This is a genomic window from Nocardia sp. NBC_01503 (assembly GCF_036327755.1).
Taxonomy (GTDB): Bacteria; Actinomycetota; Actinomycetes; order Mycobacteriales; family Mycobacteriaceae; genus Nocardia.
In genome coordinates this window covers 3,714,637-3,731,157 of record NZ_CP109596.1, presented here as the reverse complement: position 1 = coordinate 3,731,157, position 16,521 = coordinate 3,714,637, and the positions used below count along the sequence as shown (strand labels likewise).

At 66.5% G+C, this 16,521-nt stretch carries 18 protein-coding genes; 6 read left to right on the top strand and 12 right to left on the bottom strand.

What is annotated here, in order from left to right; translation table 11 throughout:
- Positions 1 to 104 precede the first annotated feature (104 nt).
- Positions 105 to 1,781 (bottom strand): DUF885 domain-containing protein, encoded by a 1,677-nt coding sequence (locus OHB26_RS16705; protein ID WP_330185076.1) that lies wholly within the window; start codon positions 1,779 to 1,781, stop codon positions 105 to 107.
- Between the two features lie 79 nt (positions 1,782 to 1,860).
- Positions 1,861 to 2,778, bottom strand: a complete 918-nt coding sequence (locus tag OHB26_RS16700; protein ID WP_330185075.1) for a ribonuclease Z — start codon at positions 2,776 to 2,778, stop codon at positions 1,861 to 1,863.
- Positions 2,779 to 2,898: 120 nt separating this feature from the next.
- On the opposite strand from OHB26_RS16700, the gene OHB26_RS16695 reads away from it, so the two are divergent.
- Complete coding sequence (locus tag OHB26_RS16695) at positions 2,899 to 3,315, top strand: DUF6153 family protein (RefSeq protein ID WP_330185074.1); 417 nt, start codon at positions 2,899 to 2,901, stop codon at positions 3,313 to 3,315.
- 89 nt (positions 3,316 to 3,404) lie between these two features.
- Positions 3,405 to 4,040 carry a DUF305 domain-containing protein gene (locus tag OHB26_RS16690; protein ID WP_330185073.1) on the top strand — a complete coding sequence of 212 codons (636 nt, stop codon included), beginning with the start codon at positions 3,405 to 3,407 and terminating at the stop codon, positions 4,038 to 4,040.
- 66 nt (positions 4,041 to 4,106) lie between these two features.
- Here the strand turns inward: OHB26_RS16690 and OHB26_RS16685 are convergent, their stop codons facing one another.
- Positions 4,107 to 4,397 carry a hypothetical protein gene (locus OHB26_RS16685; protein WP_153804144.1) on the bottom strand — a complete coding sequence of 97 codons (291 nt, stop codon included), beginning with the start codon at positions 4,395 to 4,397 and terminating at the stop codon, positions 4,107 to 4,109.
- Between the two features lie 150 nt (positions 4,398 to 4,547).
- A complete protein-coding gene (locus OHB26_RS16680; RefSeq protein ID WP_442942961.1) occupies positions 4,548 to 6,062 on the bottom strand; it encodes an amino acid permease in 1,515 nt (504 codons plus the stop codon).
- A gap of 283 nt (positions 6,063 to 6,345) precedes the next feature.
- On the opposite strand from OHB26_RS16680, the gene OHB26_RS16675 reads away from it, so the two are divergent.
- Entirely contained in the window at positions 6,346 to 7,236 is an 891-nt protein-coding gene (locus OHB26_RS16675) for a hypothetical protein (RefSeq protein WP_330185072.1), read from the top strand.
- Between the two features lie 23 nt (positions 7,237 to 7,259).
- On the opposite strand, the gene OHB26_RS16670 is transcribed toward OHB26_RS16675, so the two are convergent.
- The gene (locus tag OHB26_RS16670) at positions 7,260 to 8,303 is read right to left on the bottom strand and encodes an NAD(P)-dependent alcohol dehydrogenase (RefSeq protein WP_330185071.1); all 1,044 of its coding nucleotides are present in this window, start codon (positions 8,301 to 8,303) and stop codon (positions 7,260 to 7,262) included.
- Between the two features lie 140 nt (positions 8,304 to 8,443).
- Here OHB26_RS16670 and OHB26_RS16665 point away from each other — a divergent pair, with 140 nt between their 5' ends.
- A complete protein-coding gene (locus OHB26_RS16665) occupies positions 8,444 to 9,907 on the top strand; it encodes a flavin-containing monooxygenase (protein WP_330185070.1) in 1,464 nt (487 codons plus the stop codon).
- A gap of 7 nt (positions 9,908 to 9,914) precedes the next feature.
- Complete coding sequence (locus tag OHB26_RS16660; protein WP_330185069.1) at positions 9,915 to 10,832, top strand: alpha/beta hydrolase; 918 nt, start codon at positions 9,915 to 9,917, stop codon at positions 10,830 to 10,832.
- Positions 10,833 to 10,867: 35 nt separating this feature from the next.
- Here the strand turns inward: OHB26_RS16660 and OHB26_RS16655 are convergent, their stop codons facing one another.
- From OHB26_RS16655 to OHB26_RS16640, 4 genes are all read right to left on the bottom strand, one after another.
- Positions 10,868 to 11,161, bottom strand: a complete 294-nt coding sequence (locus tag OHB26_RS16655; RefSeq protein WP_330185068.1) for a chorismate mutase — start codon at positions 11,159 to 11,161, stop codon at positions 10,868 to 10,870.
- Positions 11,162 to 11,172: 11 nt separating this feature from the next.
- Positions 11,173 to 11,805, bottom strand: coding sequence for a TetR/AcrR family transcriptional regulator (locus OHB26_RS16650; protein ID WP_330185067.1), 633 nt, complete (start codon positions 11,803 to 11,805; stop codon positions 11,173 to 11,175).
- Positions 11,806 to 11,885: 80 nt separating this feature from the next.
- On the bottom strand, positions 11,886 to 13,115 hold the full coding sequence (locus OHB26_RS16645; RefSeq protein ID WP_330185066.1) for a cytochrome P450: 1,230 nt from the start codon (positions 13,113 to 13,115) through the stop codon (positions 11,886 to 11,888).
- Positions 13,116 to 13,178: 63 nt separating this feature from the next.
- Positions 13,179 to 13,580, bottom strand: coding sequence for a hypothetical protein (locus OHB26_RS16640; RefSeq protein ID WP_330185065.1), 402 nt, complete (start codon positions 13,578 to 13,580; stop codon positions 13,179 to 13,181).
- Positions 13,581 to 13,653: 73 nt separating this feature from the next.
- Here OHB26_RS16640 and OHB26_RS16635 point away from each other — a divergent pair, with 73 nt between their 5' ends.
- Positions 13,654 to 14,223, top strand: coding sequence for an ArsR/SmtB family transcription factor (locus OHB26_RS16635; protein WP_330185064.1), 570 nt, complete (start codon positions 13,654 to 13,656; stop codon positions 14,221 to 14,223).
- Positions 14,224 to 14,247: 24 nt separating this feature from the next.
- On the opposite strand, the gene OHB26_RS16630 is transcribed toward OHB26_RS16635, so the two are convergent.
- From OHB26_RS16630 to OHB26_RS16620, 3 genes are all read right to left on the bottom strand, one after another.
- Entirely contained in the window at positions 14,248 to 15,372 is a 1,125-nt protein-coding gene (locus OHB26_RS16630; RefSeq protein WP_330185063.1) for a BTAD domain-containing putative transcriptional regulator, read from the bottom strand.
- A gap of 77 nt (positions 15,373 to 15,449) precedes the next feature.
- On the bottom strand, positions 15,450 to 15,800 hold the full coding sequence (locus OHB26_RS16625) for a hypothetical protein (protein ID WP_330185062.1): 351 nt from the start codon (positions 15,798 to 15,800) through the stop codon (positions 15,450 to 15,452).
- Positions 15,797 to 16,408: a hypothetical protein gene (locus OHB26_RS16620; RefSeq protein ID WP_330185061.1), complete on the bottom strand. Its 612-nt coding sequence runs from the start codon at positions 16,406 to 16,408 to the stop codon at positions 15,797 to 15,799. The genes OHB26_RS16625 and OHB26_RS16620 overlap by 4 nt, the downstream gene beginning before the upstream one ends.
- Positions 16,409 to 16,521: the final 113 nt, after the last annotated feature.

The window sequence follows — 16,521 nt, the reverse complement described above, 5'->3', positions numbered from 1 at the left end:
AACTCAACAATTGAGTCGAACACAGAACCCGCCCAGCTATTCCGGATCGGCGACGGAAGGGTCGCGAGCCGCCTCTGCGGTGGCGGCTCGCGACCGGCGCAGGGTCAGAGCGATCCTGCGAGTTCCCGTAGTACGGGCAGACTTACGGAGCCGGAGCCCAGCACGACATCGTGGAATTTCTTGATGTCGAAGTCCGCACCGAGCCGCTCCTGGGCGGCGGCGCGCTGGCGGCGGATCTCCAATTGGCCGACCTTGTAGGCCACCGCCTGGCCGGGCATGGCGATATAGCGGTCCACCTCGGTGCGGATCTCCTCCACACTCACCGGGGCGTTGGCGACCATGAAGTCGATGGCCTGTTGACGGGTCCAGCCTTTGGCGTGCAGGCCGGTGTCGACCACCAGGCGGCAGGAGCGCCAGGAATCGGCGGCGAGCATGCCGATGCGGGTGAGATCGTCCGGGTACAAACCCATTTCGTCGGCCAGGCGTTCGGTGTAGAGGGCCCAGCCCTCGACGAAGGCGGTATTCGCGAAGGACATGCGCTGGAAGCGCGGGAGATGATCGAGCTCATTGGCGATGGTGAGCTGGAGGTGATGGCCGGGAATCGCCTCGTGGTAGGCGACCGAGGCGGTCTCATACCTGTTGCGGCCCTTGGGATCATGCAGGTTGACGTAGTACGCGCCGGGACGGGAACCATCCGCAGCGGGCGGGAAGTAGTAGGCCGCGGGCGCATCGGCGGCGAGAAATTCCGGGACCGGCAGAATGTCGCAGGACTGCACCGGCAGGCGGCCGAACCACTCGCCCATGGCCTGCTGCGCGGCGGCCAGGCAGGCACGGGCATCGACCATGATCTCCTCACCATCGCCGTAGCGCAGCGCGGAGTCCTCACGCAGGCGGGCGAAGATCTCGCCCAGGTCGGTCAGTCCGAACAGCCGTTCGCCGATCTCCGCGTATTCGGCTCGCAGCCCGGCCAATTCGTCCAGACCGAGCTGATGGATCTCATCCGCGCCCAGATCGGGCAGCGTGGTGTGGTGGCGCAGCAGACGGCGGTAGATATCCACGCCGTCGTCACCGAGCCAGCACAGACCCGGCTGCTCATCCGGGCGGGCCACCGGCAGCAGCTCCTCGGCCAGCACCTTGCGGTAGGCGGCGAAGGCGGGGCGAACGACCTCGCGCACCACCTCGGCCAGTTCTGCGCGCCAAGCCTTTTCACCATTCCAGTTCGCGGGACCGGGGAAGACGGCGAACGGGTCGGTGGCGATATCGGAGGCCAGATAGCCGTCGAGCTGATTGAGCGAACGCTCGATGGTGATGCGCGCCGGCGTGCGCCCGGCGGCCAGCCCGGCGTGGAAGCGCTGCACGGCCTGATCCATCAGCACACCGAACTGCCGGTAGCGCTGGACCAGCCGCAACGCGTTCTCCGGCTCCGGCGCGTTGAGCTGCGGGGCCATGGTGAGCATGCCCGCGTGCACGCCCGTCATCTGATCGGATGCCATCTCCATCGGCCGCCACTCCAGATGCGCGGCGGCGGAGACCAATTCGGTGCGCAGCAGGCTGCGGGTGATGCGGTCCTCGGCGGTCAACCGCTCCGGGTCGAGGGCGTCGACCGCGGCGATCAACTCCCGCCACGTGCCCAGCAGCCGCTGCTCGGCCGCCTCGGAGAGATCCTCGATACGATCGTCGAATCGCCTGTCCCCCAACAGAGTTGCCTCACTGGGTGCATTCTCCAGCATGGTGTCCCAGTACCTGTCGGCAAGAGCGATGAGTTCCTCGTGCGCATCCATACGACCCATCATGCCCGCGCCCCCCGCCCTGGGAAATGCCCCCGCCGTCCTCGCACCCCTGCGACTTCCGGCCACCCGCTCAGCGGCGGGGCGGCACCGGAATTCGCATGAGGTCCTCGGCCACCACGATCTCCCCGTCGAACTCCTTGCGCGCCTCGGCCAGATGCTCGTCGAGTGAGCGATAGCGCTGGGAGAAATGGGTGAGCACCAGGGTCCGCGCACCGGCGCGGGCCGCCACTTCGCCCGCCTGCCCGGCGGTGAGATGCCCGAATTCGGTGGCCAGATGGGTATCAGCATCGACGAAGGTGGCCTCGATGACCAGCATGTCCACCCCCGCCGCCAGCTCGTGCACACCATCGCACAGGCGGGTATCCATGATGAACGCGAAGCTCTGCCCGCGCCGTAATTCGCTGACTTCGTCCAGATAGATGGTGCGGCCGTCGAACTCGACCTCGCCGTCGCGCTGCAATCGCCCGACCACCGGTCCCGAGAGGCCGAGTTCGCGCAGCCGCTCCGGCACGATGCGCCGGCCGTCGGCTTCGGTGAGGCGGTAACCGAAGGCCTCGACCGGGTGCGAGAGCGGTGCGGTGCGCAGTGTGAAAGGCGCTCCCGGCGCGTCCAGTTCACCCGCCGCGTCGATCGGATGCGGTCGCAGTTCACCGGTCTGGTGGTAGGCGGTGGAGGTGCACAGCCGCTGGAAATACCGCTCCCCCGAGGCCGGGTAGTACACGTCGACCGGATGCGGCACCTTGTCCAGGCTGATGCGCTGCACCACCCCCGCGAGCCCGAGGCTGTGGTCACCGTGGAAATGCGTAATCCCGATGCGGGTGAGATCGGTCGCCGACACCCCGGCGTAGATCATCTGCCGCTGGGTGCCCTCCCCCGGATCGAAGAGCAGTCCTTCGCCATCCCAGCGCAGCAGATATCCATTGTGGTTGCGCTGTTTGGTCGGTACTTGACTGGCTGTTCCCAAAATGACCAGTTCGCGCTGTGACACGGCGCCAGGCTACCGGGCGACCCGGTAATCCTCTCGGCAGCGCGATCCCGGGCGCGCCATGAATCGATACCAGGCGGGGGTATCGCATAGACCGAACAGGCTCGCACTAGAATGGCCGGGGTGGTGGAACAACAGGCCCTTCGAACCCGGTTGACCCGGGCATTCGGCCTGTTCACCCTGCTTGCCGGAGTCGCGATCATGCACGCGGTGGTCTTCGGTATGAGCGGTTCCGATTCGATGCACGAGATGAGTCATCCGGGCTCGGATACCGCTGTCACCGCCGCGATGGTCTCGACTCACGAACAGACCATGCCGGGCTGCGCCGGTGGTGAATGCGATGGCCATGCCGGAATGCACGGCTGCCTCTTCGTATTGACCGCCCTGCTGCTCGGTATGGGTTTGGCACTACTGGGCTGGTTCGGCCTACGGCAGCGCGAGACCGCCGCGACAAAGGTGCGGCAATCGCGCGCACACCGTGCCCGTCCACCACCGTGGACGGTGCTCTCCCTGGCCGAATTGGCGATTCTGCGGATCTGATGGGCGCACCGCGACGCGTATTTCCCACGCGGGCGCGGGTTTTCGCGTGCCCATTCTCAGTTCATCCACAATTGCCAAGGAGTTCAAGCATGTTCACCATCAGCCGTATCAAGCTCGCCGTCGTCGCCGGTACCGCCGCGGTCGCGCTCATCGCCGCGGGCTGTAGCGGCAACGATTCGTCCAGCTCCGCCACGACCCCCGCGAGCAGCACCGCCGCCGCCATGCCCGGAATGGACCACGGCACCTCGGCGCAGCCCGCCACCCGCACCGATTTCAATGCCGCCGATATCACCTTCCTGCAGATGATGTACCCGCATCACGCGCAGGCCGTGGAGATGGCGAAGCTGGTGCCGTCACGTTCGCAGAATCAGCAATTGCTCACGCTCGCAAAGAATGTGGAGCAGGCGCAGACTCCGGAGATGCAGCAGATCACCTCGCTGCTGCAGGCTTTCGGCAAGGGCGCGCCGAGTACCACCATGGGGCACGAGGGCATGGGGGGCATGATGTCCGCCGATCAGATGTCGTCCCTGGAGAAGCTCTCCGGCACGGAGTTCGACCGGCAGTGGATGCAGATGATGATCGAGCATCACAGGGGCGCGATCGATATGGCGAATACCGAATTGGCAAGCGGCAACAATGCCGAATCCAAGGCGATGGCACAGGCCATCATGACCGGTCAGCAGGCCGAGATCAACGAGATGAACACCATGCTCGGCCAGAGCTAGTCGAAAACCGGCAACGGGCGCACCGTATTCCGGTGCACCCGTTGGGTTTTTCCGCAGCAGCCGATATCAGCTGCCGATGACCGTATTCATGATCGTGCCGGCGCTGGTGGCGGTGGCGCCGCCGATCATGGCTCCCGCCACCATCTTCGGTGATTCGAGCCCGCCGCCGCTCCACTTCTCCCAGGCGAAGCGGCCGCCGCCGTAGGTGATGGCGGTGACGCCCGAGAGCATGGTGAACCAGGTGAAGTAGCGAACCAGTTTCATCAGCTTGTCCGCCACCGGCGGTGTCTCCGGTGTCGGATTGCCGATCTGCGCGACCACGGTCGTGTAGGTCTCGTGCACGGTGGCGAGGAGCATGCTCACGATCGGTTCCTCTCGAATGCTGAGGTGGTGCTGACAGGGCGGAACTTGTGGCGTAACTCTCACTAATGAGAGCAATTACACCCCATCCCTCCAGGTCATGCCGTGACGACACACCACCCGCAGCGAACTCGAGCGACCGTTCAGTTATTGCCCGGCATTCGCCTTGCCGAGCAGGGAGTGCCTGCGGCCGTAGGCGAAGTAGACGATGAAGCCCAGCGCCATCCAGATGATGAACCGCAGCCAGGTCTCCACCGAGAGGTTGAACATGAGCCAGGCGCAGGCGATGACGGACAGGATCGGCACGAACGGCACCAGCGGAACGCGGAAGCCGCGCGGCAGGTCCGGACGGGTGCGGCGCAGGACCACGACGCCGATGGAGACCAGCACGAATGCGAAGAGCGTGCCGATATTGACCATCTCTTCCAGGGTGCCGAAGTCGACGAATCCGGCCAGCACCGCGCAGATGACGCCGACGATCATGGTGATGCGCACCGGCGTGCCCTTGGGCCCGGTCTTGGCCAGCTTGCGCGGCATGAGTCCGTCGCGGGCCATGGCGAACAGCACGCGGGTCTGCCCCAGGAACAGCACCATGACGACGGTGGTCAGACCGGCCAGCGCGCCGATGGAGATGATGTTCTTGGCCCAGGTGACGCCATTGATGGCGAAGGCGGTGGCGAGGGTGGCGTCATCGCCCTGCAGGTCCTTGTAGGAGACCATGCCGGTGAGCACCAGCGAGACCGCGACGTACAGCACGGTGACGATGGCCAATGAGCCGAGGATGCCGCGCGGCACATTGCGCTGCGGGTCCTTGGTCTCCTCGGCGGCGGTGGCGACCACGTCGAAGCCGATGAAGGCGAAGAATACGATGCTGGCCGCGGCGAGCAGGCCGTACCAGCCGAAGCTGCTGTGGCCGCCACCGGTGACGAGCTGGAACAGCGTCTGATGCAGTTTGCCGGTGCTGTCACCGCTGTTGGGGACGGACTCCGGAATGAACGGCTTCAGATTGCTGGCCTTGAAGTAGGTGGCGCCGACCACGACCACCAGGGCGATGACGGCGAGCTTGATGGCCACCGCGACGGCCGAGACGCGCGAAGAGAGCTTGGTGCCCAGGGCCAGCAGCACCGCCAGGATGGCGATGAGTAGTACTGCGCCCCAATCGAATTTGATCGAGCCGAAGTGCCAGATGGGCTGCCGTCCGCCCATGACCACGCCCAGGTACTGCGACCAGCCCTTGGCGACCACGGAGGTGCCGAGGGCGAATTCCAGGATGAGGTCCCAGCCGATGATCCAGGCGATGAGCTCGCCGAAGGTGGCGTAGGAGAAGGTGTACGCGCTACCGGCCACCGGCAGGGTGGAGGCGAATTCGGCGTAGCAGAGGGCGGCGAGTCCGCAGGCCACGGCGGCGAAGACGAAGGCCAGTGAGACCGCGGGTCCGGCGAGGTTGCCGGCGGTGCGCGCGGTGAGGGTGAAGATGCCCGCGCCGACCACGACGGCTACGCCGAAGATGGTCAGGTCCCACGAGGTGAGGTCTTTGCGGAGTTTGGCATCGGGTTCGTCGGTGTCGCGGATGGACTGTTCGACGGACTTGGTGCGGAACAACCCGCTGTCGCGGCGGGACAGCTTCCCGACCGGACTCGGCTGGGGGTCCGATATCGCCACTGTGTCTCCTATGTCTGGCTTCTCGGCAACAATGCAGTTGGCGCTGGACGGATTAGGTCCGGCACCAGGTTCTTTCGCCTTCGCATGCGACCGGCAGACAGAAACCCTGGTCCTGCCCCGGTCGGTGCTCTCGATCTCGGGGCGAGATCTGAGTTGTCGGCGTCACACCGAACCGTATCACCCACTGGTACGAACCAGTTCAGCAACTGGACGGACAACATTCGCCCGATTGCAGTGCGAATGACTTCTCGCCCAGAACCGGCCGGTCCCGTTAGGGTTTGGTATGGAGTACGGGGATGACCCGAGCGGGGGTGATCGGACGGCTCTCGACCGCGTGCTCGCCGCCGCCCGCGCGGTGCAGATTCGCGAGATGCGGGGCGATTCCAAGGCACTGCTGGTGGAGCGGGATCCGGTTGCCGTGCAGGCGCTGCGCGAGGCGCTGCGGGTCACCGCCGAGCCCGGTTCGTCCTGTATGTGCTTCGGCGATGTCTCCCTGGTCTTCCTCGATACCTCCGGTCGCGAACTCACCGGAGTGACCCTGCACCACGGCCACTCGGTGCGCTGGGACGATGCCGCGCGCTGGGGCGGCTGGCGTGACGACGCCATCCTGGTGGACAGCGCACTCTCGCTGGAGTGGCTGGCGGTGCGGGGCATCACCTGGCCGCTGCGCGAATTCCGGGAATCGCAGCGCCGAGCCGATGCCGCCCTGCGCGCCCGCCGCCGTTGGATCGCCGATATTCCGGAGTCGATCGCTTCGTTCACCGCCATGTTCCTGGAGACCACCGATCGCGGTGTCCCCCTGCTCGAACCGGAGTTGGCCGAGGTCCGGGACCGCTTGCTGTCCGCTTACCCGGACGCGATCGATCGAATCGCGCGACTACTCACCTGGTACGCATCCGGCACCGGCAGCCCCTCGGGATATCCGACGCACGAGGCGGTTCCGGCACAATTCCTGGATCAGGAGCACCCCGCGGATTTCGCCCGCGCGGTGGAGACGGCCGCCGCGGTCGCCCTGCTCGGTACCGTGCGGTACCTGGTGAGCTGGCCCGGGCGGCAACGACTCACACCACTACTGGCACACCTGACGCCCGGCGCGCAGCGCAAGCTCCTGGACCACGCGCCGACCGTCGAGACGCGCGCGTGGCTGGAGCGCCGCCTCACCGGGCTGCGTTGACAAAGCTGAAATCCTCCGGACGATCAGGGGACGAGTACCGCGCGTCCTTGGATCTGCCCCTTGTCCAAGCGGTGCAGGGCTTCCGGGCCGTCGTTGAGGTCGAAGCGTTCGATTTCGATGTGGAGCTTGCCCGCTTGGGCCAGGCCGACGCAGTCGTAGAGGTCGGATCTGGTGCCGCCCAGGGACTTTCGGACCGTCGCGCCCCAGGGTAGGCCGGGGCCACCGGCGGGGCCGGAGTTGATATCGGGCGGGGTGCCGCCGCCGATGCCGATCATGCGGTACGCGCCATTGGGTGCGACGCTCTCGACGGACATCTTGGCGGTGGCGTCGATGCCGACGAAGTCGAAGACGGCCTCCGCGCCGCGACCGCCGGTGAGTTCCAGAATCTGCTTCGAGGTGTCCTCGCTGGACAGAATGCCAAGGTCCGCACCGCATTTGGCGGCGAGGTCGAGTTTGTCCTGGGTGACATCCACGGCAATGACACGCACGCCGGTGATGGCCTGGAGGATCTGGACGGCCACGTGACCGAGCCCGCCGATACCGATGGCGACGGCGGTTCCGCCGGGGCGCAACACATCTCGCGCGCCACGAATGGAGTGGTAGGCGGTGAGCGCGGCATCGGCCACCGGGGCGGCCTGTAGGAAGTCCAGGTCGCCGATGGGTATGAAAGCGGTGGCGGGGATGCGCACGTACTCGGCCATACCGCCCTCGATGGTGAGGCCGGGGGTGGGCGGCATGGCGACGCGTCCGGCCGCGATACAGACGTTCTCATTGCCGCTGACGCATTCGCGGCAGACGCCGCAGGTCCAGAAGAGGTAGACGAGGCCGCGTTCGCCGACCTCGCGACCGTTCACATGCGAGCCGACGGCCTCGATGGTGCCCGCGATCTCGTGGCCGAGGGTCAGCGGATCCTCGCGCAGCTGGTACGGGAAGTTCACCAGGGTCACGTCCGAGTGGCAGACACCCGCCGCGCCGACCCGCAGCAGCAGGTCATTGGGCCCGATATCGGGGACCGGAATGTCGTTGACCGCGACTTTCTCGGGGCCGGTCCACTGGAGTGCTCGCATACTTCATCCTTGGCTCGAGCTTGTGATCTGGGGCACACGGTAACACTCGCTTTACAGCGCGTCTACCGAATGACGGAATGTCTACCGAATTTCCCGAAAACTCTTCCCGGCGACGAGGCCCGAACCTAGGCTGCCGTCACATGAGCGAACCGCGTATCGCCGTCGTGGGCGCCGGAATCTCCGGCATCTGCGTGGGCGTGGCATTGCAGCGAGCCGGATTCCGGAATTTCACCGTCTTCGAGAAGGCCCTCGACTATGGCGGTACGTGGCGCGACAACACCTACCCGGGCCTCACCTGCGATGTGCCCTCGCGGTACTACCAGTTCACCTTCGCCATGAATCCCGAATGGTCCCAACTGTATTCGGCCGGACCGGAGATCAAGAACTACCTGGTCGGGGTGGCGCGCGAGCACGGCCTGCCCGCGCACACCAGATTCGGCGTGGAGGTGACCGGTGCGGAGTTCGAGGACAGCGCCTGGCGGGTCACCACCTCCGACGGCGCGGTGGAGCGCTTCGACTTCGTTTTGTGCGCAACGGGATTCCTGCATCATCCCAAGCGGCCCGATATCGCCGGGCTCGACGATTTCGGCGGGACCATCATGCATTCCTCGCGCTGGGATCACGGTGTCGAATTGACCGGGAAACGGGTCGGCGTGATCGGCACCGGATCCACCGGAACACAACTGGTGAGTGAGCTCGCCGGGAAGGTTCCGAAAGTCGTTATGTTCCAGCGGACTCCGCAGTGGATTCTGCCGACGGTCAACAAGCGGTATCGCGAGGTGACCAAGCAGGTCTACCAGCGACTGCCCGTACTCGGCTCTGCCGCTTATCATCTCAATCGCGGGTTCTTCGCCGCGTTCTCGCAGGGACTGGTGCATCAGGGTCGGATGCGATCGTTCATCCAGTGGGTGGTGGCGCGCAATCTACGCTCGGTCAAGGATCCGGACCTGCGGCGCAAGCTCACGCCGGACTATCAGGCCATGTGCAAGCGCCTGGTGGTCTCGGACCGCTTCTACGCCATGGTGCAGCGGCCGGATGTGGAGCTGGTGACCAGCGGTATCGACCATGTGCGGGATACCGGGGTGGTAACCGCCGACGGCGAGCTGCACGAGCTCGATATCCTGGTGCTGGCAACGGGATTCGACTCGCACGCGTATATGCGGCCGATGGCGATCACCGGGACCGGCGGCCACACCCTGGATCAGGCGTGGGCCGACGGACCGCGCGCCTACGAGGGCATCATGATGCCGGACTTCCCGAATCTGTTCATGCTGGTCGGACCGCACAGCCCCTTCGCCAATCATCCGCTGACCGCGGTCGCCGAGGCGCAGTCCGCACGTATAGTCGGTTGGTTGCAGCGTTGGCGCGCAGGGGAATTCGAGACAGTGGCGCCGACGCATGCCGCCACCGACCGGTACAACGCGATGATGCGGGCTGCCGCGCCGAGCACGGTGTGGACCACCGGCTGCCGGAGCTGGTACCTGGGTAAGGACGGGATGCCGGAGCTGTGGCCGTGGAGTCCCGGACAGTACGAAAAGCGCATCCGCCGCCAACCCGATCCGGTCGACTACCGGTTGAACCGACACGCCACGAGCGGAAAGTGAACGCGCCATGCTGATTTCGCTCACCCGACTGATGTCCCGCGCCGTCGGCGCCTGGTGGTTCGGCGCGGCACCCGACTGGGTGGAGGTGCGTCGCCGGGCGGCACTGAGCACCACCGCGTCCAGCGCACCGCGCGAGGTGAAGGTGACACAGGACAGTCTCGCGGGCCTGCCGGTCGAAATCCTCACTCCCCCTGCGGCTCCCACCGATGCGGCGGTGCTCTACCTGCACGGCGGCGGATTCGTCATGGGCAGTCCGAAGATGATGCGACCGCTCACCGGACCGCTCGCATTGGATATGCGGACCGCCGTCTACGCCCTCGACTACCGGCTCGCGCCCGAGCATCCCCATCCCGCGCCGATCGACGATGCCGAGGCCGCGTATCGGGCACTGCTGGATAGCGGTATTCCCGCCGAACGTATTGCGGTGGCGGGAGATTCGGCGGGCGGTGGCCTCACGCTGGAGCTCGGGCTGCGCATTCGCGATGCCGGACTGCCCGCTCCGGCGGTGCTGGGCATGATCTGCCCGCTGATCGACTTCTCACCGGATTCGGCGGCCTTCCACGGCGGTCCCACTCGCGAACCGCTGCTCACCCCCGCGGTCATCGCTAAGTGCCTGGACGGATATCTGCCGGGCGTACCGGCCGATGAGCGCCGCGCCATATCGCCGCTGTATCAGGACATCACGGGATTGCCGCCGATGGTGCTGCACTCGGCCACCGATGATCCACTCTCCGGGGATGGCCGCCGTCTGGCCGATAAAGCCGCGAAAGCCGGTGTGCCACTGCGTCATCGCGAGTACCGCAAGCTATGGCATGTCTTCCACGCCATGCCCATGAAGTCGGGTCGCGCGGCTGTCTCCGATATGGCCGCCATGCTCGCCGAGGGCATCTACGGTCATCGCACCGGGTATCGCGCCACGCACTGATCGCCCGGTTCGGCGAATCCGTCGCGGTCGATTCGTCAGCCTCGAGCGATATCGGCGTGCGTGTCGAGTTCGAGGTTGATGAAGGCCCCGATCATGGCGCGCCAGACCGCTTCTGCCACAGCGGGTTCCAGCCCCGCCGCAGTGGCACGGGTTTTGGCCAGCGCCACCACCTGCTCGACCCGATCCGGTGCGCGCACGGCCTGCTCATCCTTCTTGAAACCGGCCGCCGCGCGTACCAGCCGCTGCCGTTCGGCCAGCAGTCGAATCAACTCCCCGTCGAGAGCATCGATACGGGTGCGGACTTCGGCGAGCGATTCTGGAGCGGACACGGGCGATAACCTTACCCAGCGGTCTCGACGACCCCACCCGTCATCCCGGCGCGTTTCGGGCCGGGATCCGTAACTCGGGCGAAGGCGCGGCTGATGATCGGGGCGACGAACTCATCGAGCATGGCGCGCTCCTCCGCGTCGTCCCGGCCGGGTGCGGACAGCAGCGAGACGATAATTCTGGTGAGCCAGCGGGCGAGCCTGCTGCGCTCGGGATCGGTGAGATCGGTCGGTGTGAACAGGCCCGCCGCAATGGATTCGATGACCTCGGAGTCCTGGCTGATGCGTCCGGCCGCACCGGCCTCGCCGGGCCGGAACCAGGCGATGAGCAGCGGTTCGGCGCGGACCTCGTGCACGGCCGCGAGCATGGCGGCCACGATCCGCTCGCCCGGATCGGCGATATCGCGCACCTGATGTACGACATGCGCCGCGATGCGCCGGGTTTCGCGGTGTACGAAGGCCAGCCGTACGGCCTGCCGATTCTCGAAGTACCGATAGAGCGTGGCGCGTGAGCAACCCGCCGCCTTGGCGATATCGCCCATTCCGACCGCGGTCACCCCGCGCTCGGCGAAGAGCGCCGCGGCGGCATCGAGGATGCGCTCGGCGGCCAGGTCGGCCCGATCATCGGACAACCAGTCCCGGCTCATACTGTCTCCCTCCGCCCGTCACGCATCCGCCCGACCCTACCGGCGCGCCCGAATCCGCCGCACCGAGCGCGGGGTGATCATCAGCCGACCGCCTGGAAGGGGACGCTCATGGGCCAGCGCACGTAGTTGCCGTTGGACCAGATGACATTCTCGAGGTCGACGCCGAAGTCGGGGCAGCGGGTCAGCAGCTCCTCCAGGGCCACCCGGGCCTGCATGCGGGCGGCGGCCGCACCGAGGCAGTGGTGGTGGCCGTGGCTGAAGGTCATGATGCGCTTGGGATTGCGGCGGACGTCGAGTTCCCCTGCAGTGGGGCCGAATTCGCGTTCATCGCGGTTGGCGGAGCCGTAGAGCAGCAGCACCTTGCGCCCGGCGGGAATGATGGTGTCGTGCAGCTCCACATCGCGGGTGACGGCGCGGGCCAGACCCTGTACCGGTGAGGTCATCCGCAGGAACTCCTCCACCGCCTCGGGAATGAGCTCGGGGTGTTCGGCGAGCAGTCGCCGCTGTTCCGGGTACTGGTGCAGCAGCTGCACCGCACCGCCGAGATTGCCCGTGGTGGTGTCGTTTCCGCCGGTGATCATGGTGAAGGCGAAGCCGAGAATGGCCAGGATGCCCTCATTGTCGCCGTCCTCGCCGAGTCCGGAGGCGAGCAGGTGCGAGATGGTGTCGTCGCCGGGTTCGGCGCGGCGGCGGGCGATGAGTTCGGCGAAGTAGCCGACCATTTCGCCCAGGGCCGAAGGCAATTCGCCACCCGCGGCGATCTTGGCGCCGTCCACCGCACCGCCGACGATGGCGTACGTCCATTCGTCGAAGCGGTCGCGATCCGCCTCGGGCACACCGAGATAGTGCGCGACCACCATGGTCGGCAGGGGTTTGAAGAGTTCGGCGACGATATCGCCGGATCCGGCCGCACGCAGTCGCTCCAGGCGCTCCACCACAAAGGAACGCACCGCGGGTTCGACCGAATTCACCTGGCGCGGAGTGAATCCGCCCGCGACGCGGCGGCGGAAGTCGGTGTGTTCGGGCGGGTCCATGAAGACGAACGGGCGAATCGGAATGCCCGCGGCCTCGAGGCTCATGTAGTCCACGGTCAATCCGGCTGCCGAGGAGTAGGTTTCGGGGTCGCGCGCGGCGGCGTACACATCCTCGTGCCGGGACAGCACGTAGAAGTCGTCCGTTTCGCGGTCGGCGGGGACGACCCGGTGCACGGGATCGTTATCGCGCAGGGCCGCGTAGGTGGGCCAGGGGTCGCGCCAGGTCTCCCCCGACATCAACTCGAACCGGACTTCCTGAGACGCCATTGAACTCATGAATCGACGGTAAGACAAATGACACGGATTGTCTAGAACACGTTTCAGAACCGCCGTCACGCCTCACCCGTCACGGCGCCCCAGAGCCAGATGGGCGCACAACCCCGCCAATCCCAATTCCACCACCGCGCAGGCCACCGCCTGGGTGAAATCCGCACCGGGGCGAGCCGTGGTGAGGTCGAACCAGGCATCGAGCACCGCCATGGTCGCGGTGGCCGAGGCGGCGATACGCACCCGCTCGTCGCCGCGACTCGCGCAGAGGGCAGTGAGGAAGCAGCCGCCGGTCAACAGCAGGTCGAGTCCGATCCAGGCCAGTGCCCAGTTCTGCACGTGGGTTTCATTCGGCAGGGTTGCCGCCAGGAGCACGGTCCACGGCACGAGGACTACCGCAGCCCCGCCGAGGATCCACGTAACCCACTGCCGCAGTGAGGTATTCGGCGCACGTTCCAGGAGATTCGTTCGCATGTCGCCACAGTACGATTGCAAAGAGATTTCTGCAAACACTTCTTTGCAAAGAGATCTCTGCTAAATTCGGGCCATGACCGAACGGGCCGCCGACAATATGACCAGCGGTGAGCGCACCGCCCTCTACCGAACGCTGGCCCACCCGCTGCGCTCCCGCATCCTGCAGCAGCTCGGCGTGCACGGCGAGGTGAACTCGACGACCCTGGCCGAGCTGCTCGGCGAGAGCACCGGCACCACCAGCTATCACCTGCGCAAACTCGCCGATCTGAAACTGATCGAGGAGATCCCGGAGAAGTCCCGCGGCCGGGAACGCTGGTGGCGCGCACTACCTTTCAGCCACACCACGCCGGATCCGGCGACCATGGAACCCGCCGAGCGCGCCGCGGCCGAACACCTTGCCCAGCTGAAGGTCGGACGCGATATCGACCTTTACATCAGCGCCAACAAACAATGGCGCGGCCCGCAGGGCTGGGCACAGGTGCAGCGGCACGGCTGCTATATGACCGCCGATCAGGTGCGGACGTTCATGACGGAGTACATGAAACTGGTCGCCGAGCACAGCTACGCGCGCGGCGCGGATGCCCCCGCTGATGCGCGCCACATGGCCGTGCGCTTCTTCGCCATACCGGAGGAGAACGAATAGGCGCTGTGCACAGCGTGTTTCGCGCTACCGGCCGTGCACCAGCACGAAGGTGAACTCGGTATCGCCGATTCGCACTCGGACACCGTCGGCGAGGATCGCGCTGTCCACCACGCGGACGCCGTCGACGAAGACGCCATTGGACGAGTGCAGATCCTTGAGCACATAGGCCATGCCGTTGTCGACTATGAGCGCGTGATGGCGGCTCACCCGGCCGTCCGCCAGCGCGATGTCATTGTCGGAGAGCCTGCCGATGCGGGTGACGGTGCCGCCGATGGGGTACGCATTGCCGTCCCGATCACGCAGAATCGCCTGCGGCTCATGCCAACTGCGGTCCACGATGGTGGTGGCACGGGTGGCGGAGGCGGCCGCGACCACACCGACCGTCAGTGGATCCTGACGCAGAATGCGCGCCTCCAGATCGCGAATCCGATATCCGGGATCGATACCGAGCTCCTCGGCGAGCGTGCCGCGCAGTCGCCGCGCGGCATCGAGGGCGTCGGATTGGCGTCCGGCCGGATAGAGCGCGGTGATCAGCTGTTCCCAGAGGGATTCGCGCAGCGGATGGTCGCGCACCAGCAGCGCGAGTTCGGCGGTGACGGATTCGGCGCGGCCCTGTGCGATATCGGCCTCGGCGCGGGCCTCGATCACACCGAGACGTTCATCGTCGAGGGCGACGGCGTAGGCGTCGGCGAATCCGAGTCCGCGCAGGTCGGACAGGACCGGACCACGCCACTGGGCGAGCGCCTCGGAGAGCGCCGCGGTCGCCGCGGCGAAGCGACCGGCGGCCACGGCGCGCAGGCCGACCTCGCGGCGGGTGCGGAAGCGGAACACATCGCAGGCGGCGTCATCGACCACGATCCGGTAGCCGGTGCCCATGTGCTGAAGCATGGTGCGCGCGTCGATTCCACCGTCGCGCAGCGGTTTTCGCAGGTTGGAGACGATGGCGTGCAGGCTGACCCGCACATCCGGCGGGGCGTTCTCCTCCCAGACCGCCGCGGCCAGCGCGTCCACCGAGACCGGTCTGTTCGCGTTGATCGCGAGATAAGCCAGCACCGCGCGCTGTTTCGGGCCGCCGAGCTGCTGCGGAACACCGTCGATGGTGAGCCGCACCGGGCCCAGCAGACCCAGCTGTGCGCGCACCTCGGCCATCGCCGAACTCCTCACGACCGCACCCCCGTGGCTTCCGACCGCAACTCTAAGCTTTTTCGCGGCACGGGGGGTCGCTGTCAGCCGTCGAGGTGGTAGATCTCCATATTGCCCAGCAAGGTCATCGGATAGTTGACTCGGACCCAGGCGGTGATCTGCGCGGAGGTCGACTGCGCCGAGTCATCTCGGCCGCCCTGACCCGGGCCGTTCTGGTTGTTCGCGCCCTTACCGTTCCCGTCGTTCTGCGCGGGATCGTTCTGCACCGGACCATCCCGGCCGTTGCGGTTCCGGCGCTGACGCACCAGGTCGTGGCCGACCTGATGAACGGCGACATAGGTCTGGAACCGCTCCAGGGTCGGAGACTCATCCCGGCCGCTGAAGCCGCCGATGGCCAGTAGTGGTGCGCCGGTGCGCAATTCGATCGCGCTCACATCGGAGGCACCACCGCGGCTGCGGCCCAACGGGTGTCGGCCGAGGTGATGAGGTCGTCGATCGTCGAATCATCGGTGGTGCCACCGCGATTCCGACCACCGTGTGAAGGGCGGGCCGGACCTGCGATCGGGCTGCCACCCGAATGCGGCTGCACGGCAGTCTCCATCGCGTACACGGTGGGTCCGACCAGCGCGGAAACCAATGCGACAGCACCGATTACGAGGCTGTAGCGGCGTAGGCGCGGCATTCCCAGCACCAGTACGGCGGAGACTATCGAGAGGGCGAGAATGCTCCAGCGCAGCCATTGCAGCCAGTTGGAGGTGCGGTCGAGCAGCGCGAACGTCCATGCCCCGGTGACCGGGATCATGACCGAAAGTGTTGCGCGGGCAGCCATCTGATCGCGCCGCTGCCACAGTTGGGTCGCGCCGATGCCGATGAGCGCGGCGATCGGCGGGGCCAGCATGACCGAGTAGTACGAGTGGAAGGATCGGCTCATATAGCTGAGCACCGCCGCGGTGACGAGCAGCCAACCGCCCCACAGCACCAGCCCCGCGCGCACCCGATCGGTGCGGGCGACTCGGCGGGTGAGCCAGACACCGGCGATCAACCGCCGTCATGCCGGACACCCTCCCGTAAAAACCGCTCTTCACCTGCTCGGACTCGCGGAGCCTAAGCGGCCCCGATGTGCCCGCGCTTCAGCTCGCCTGGGAGTTGGCTGTG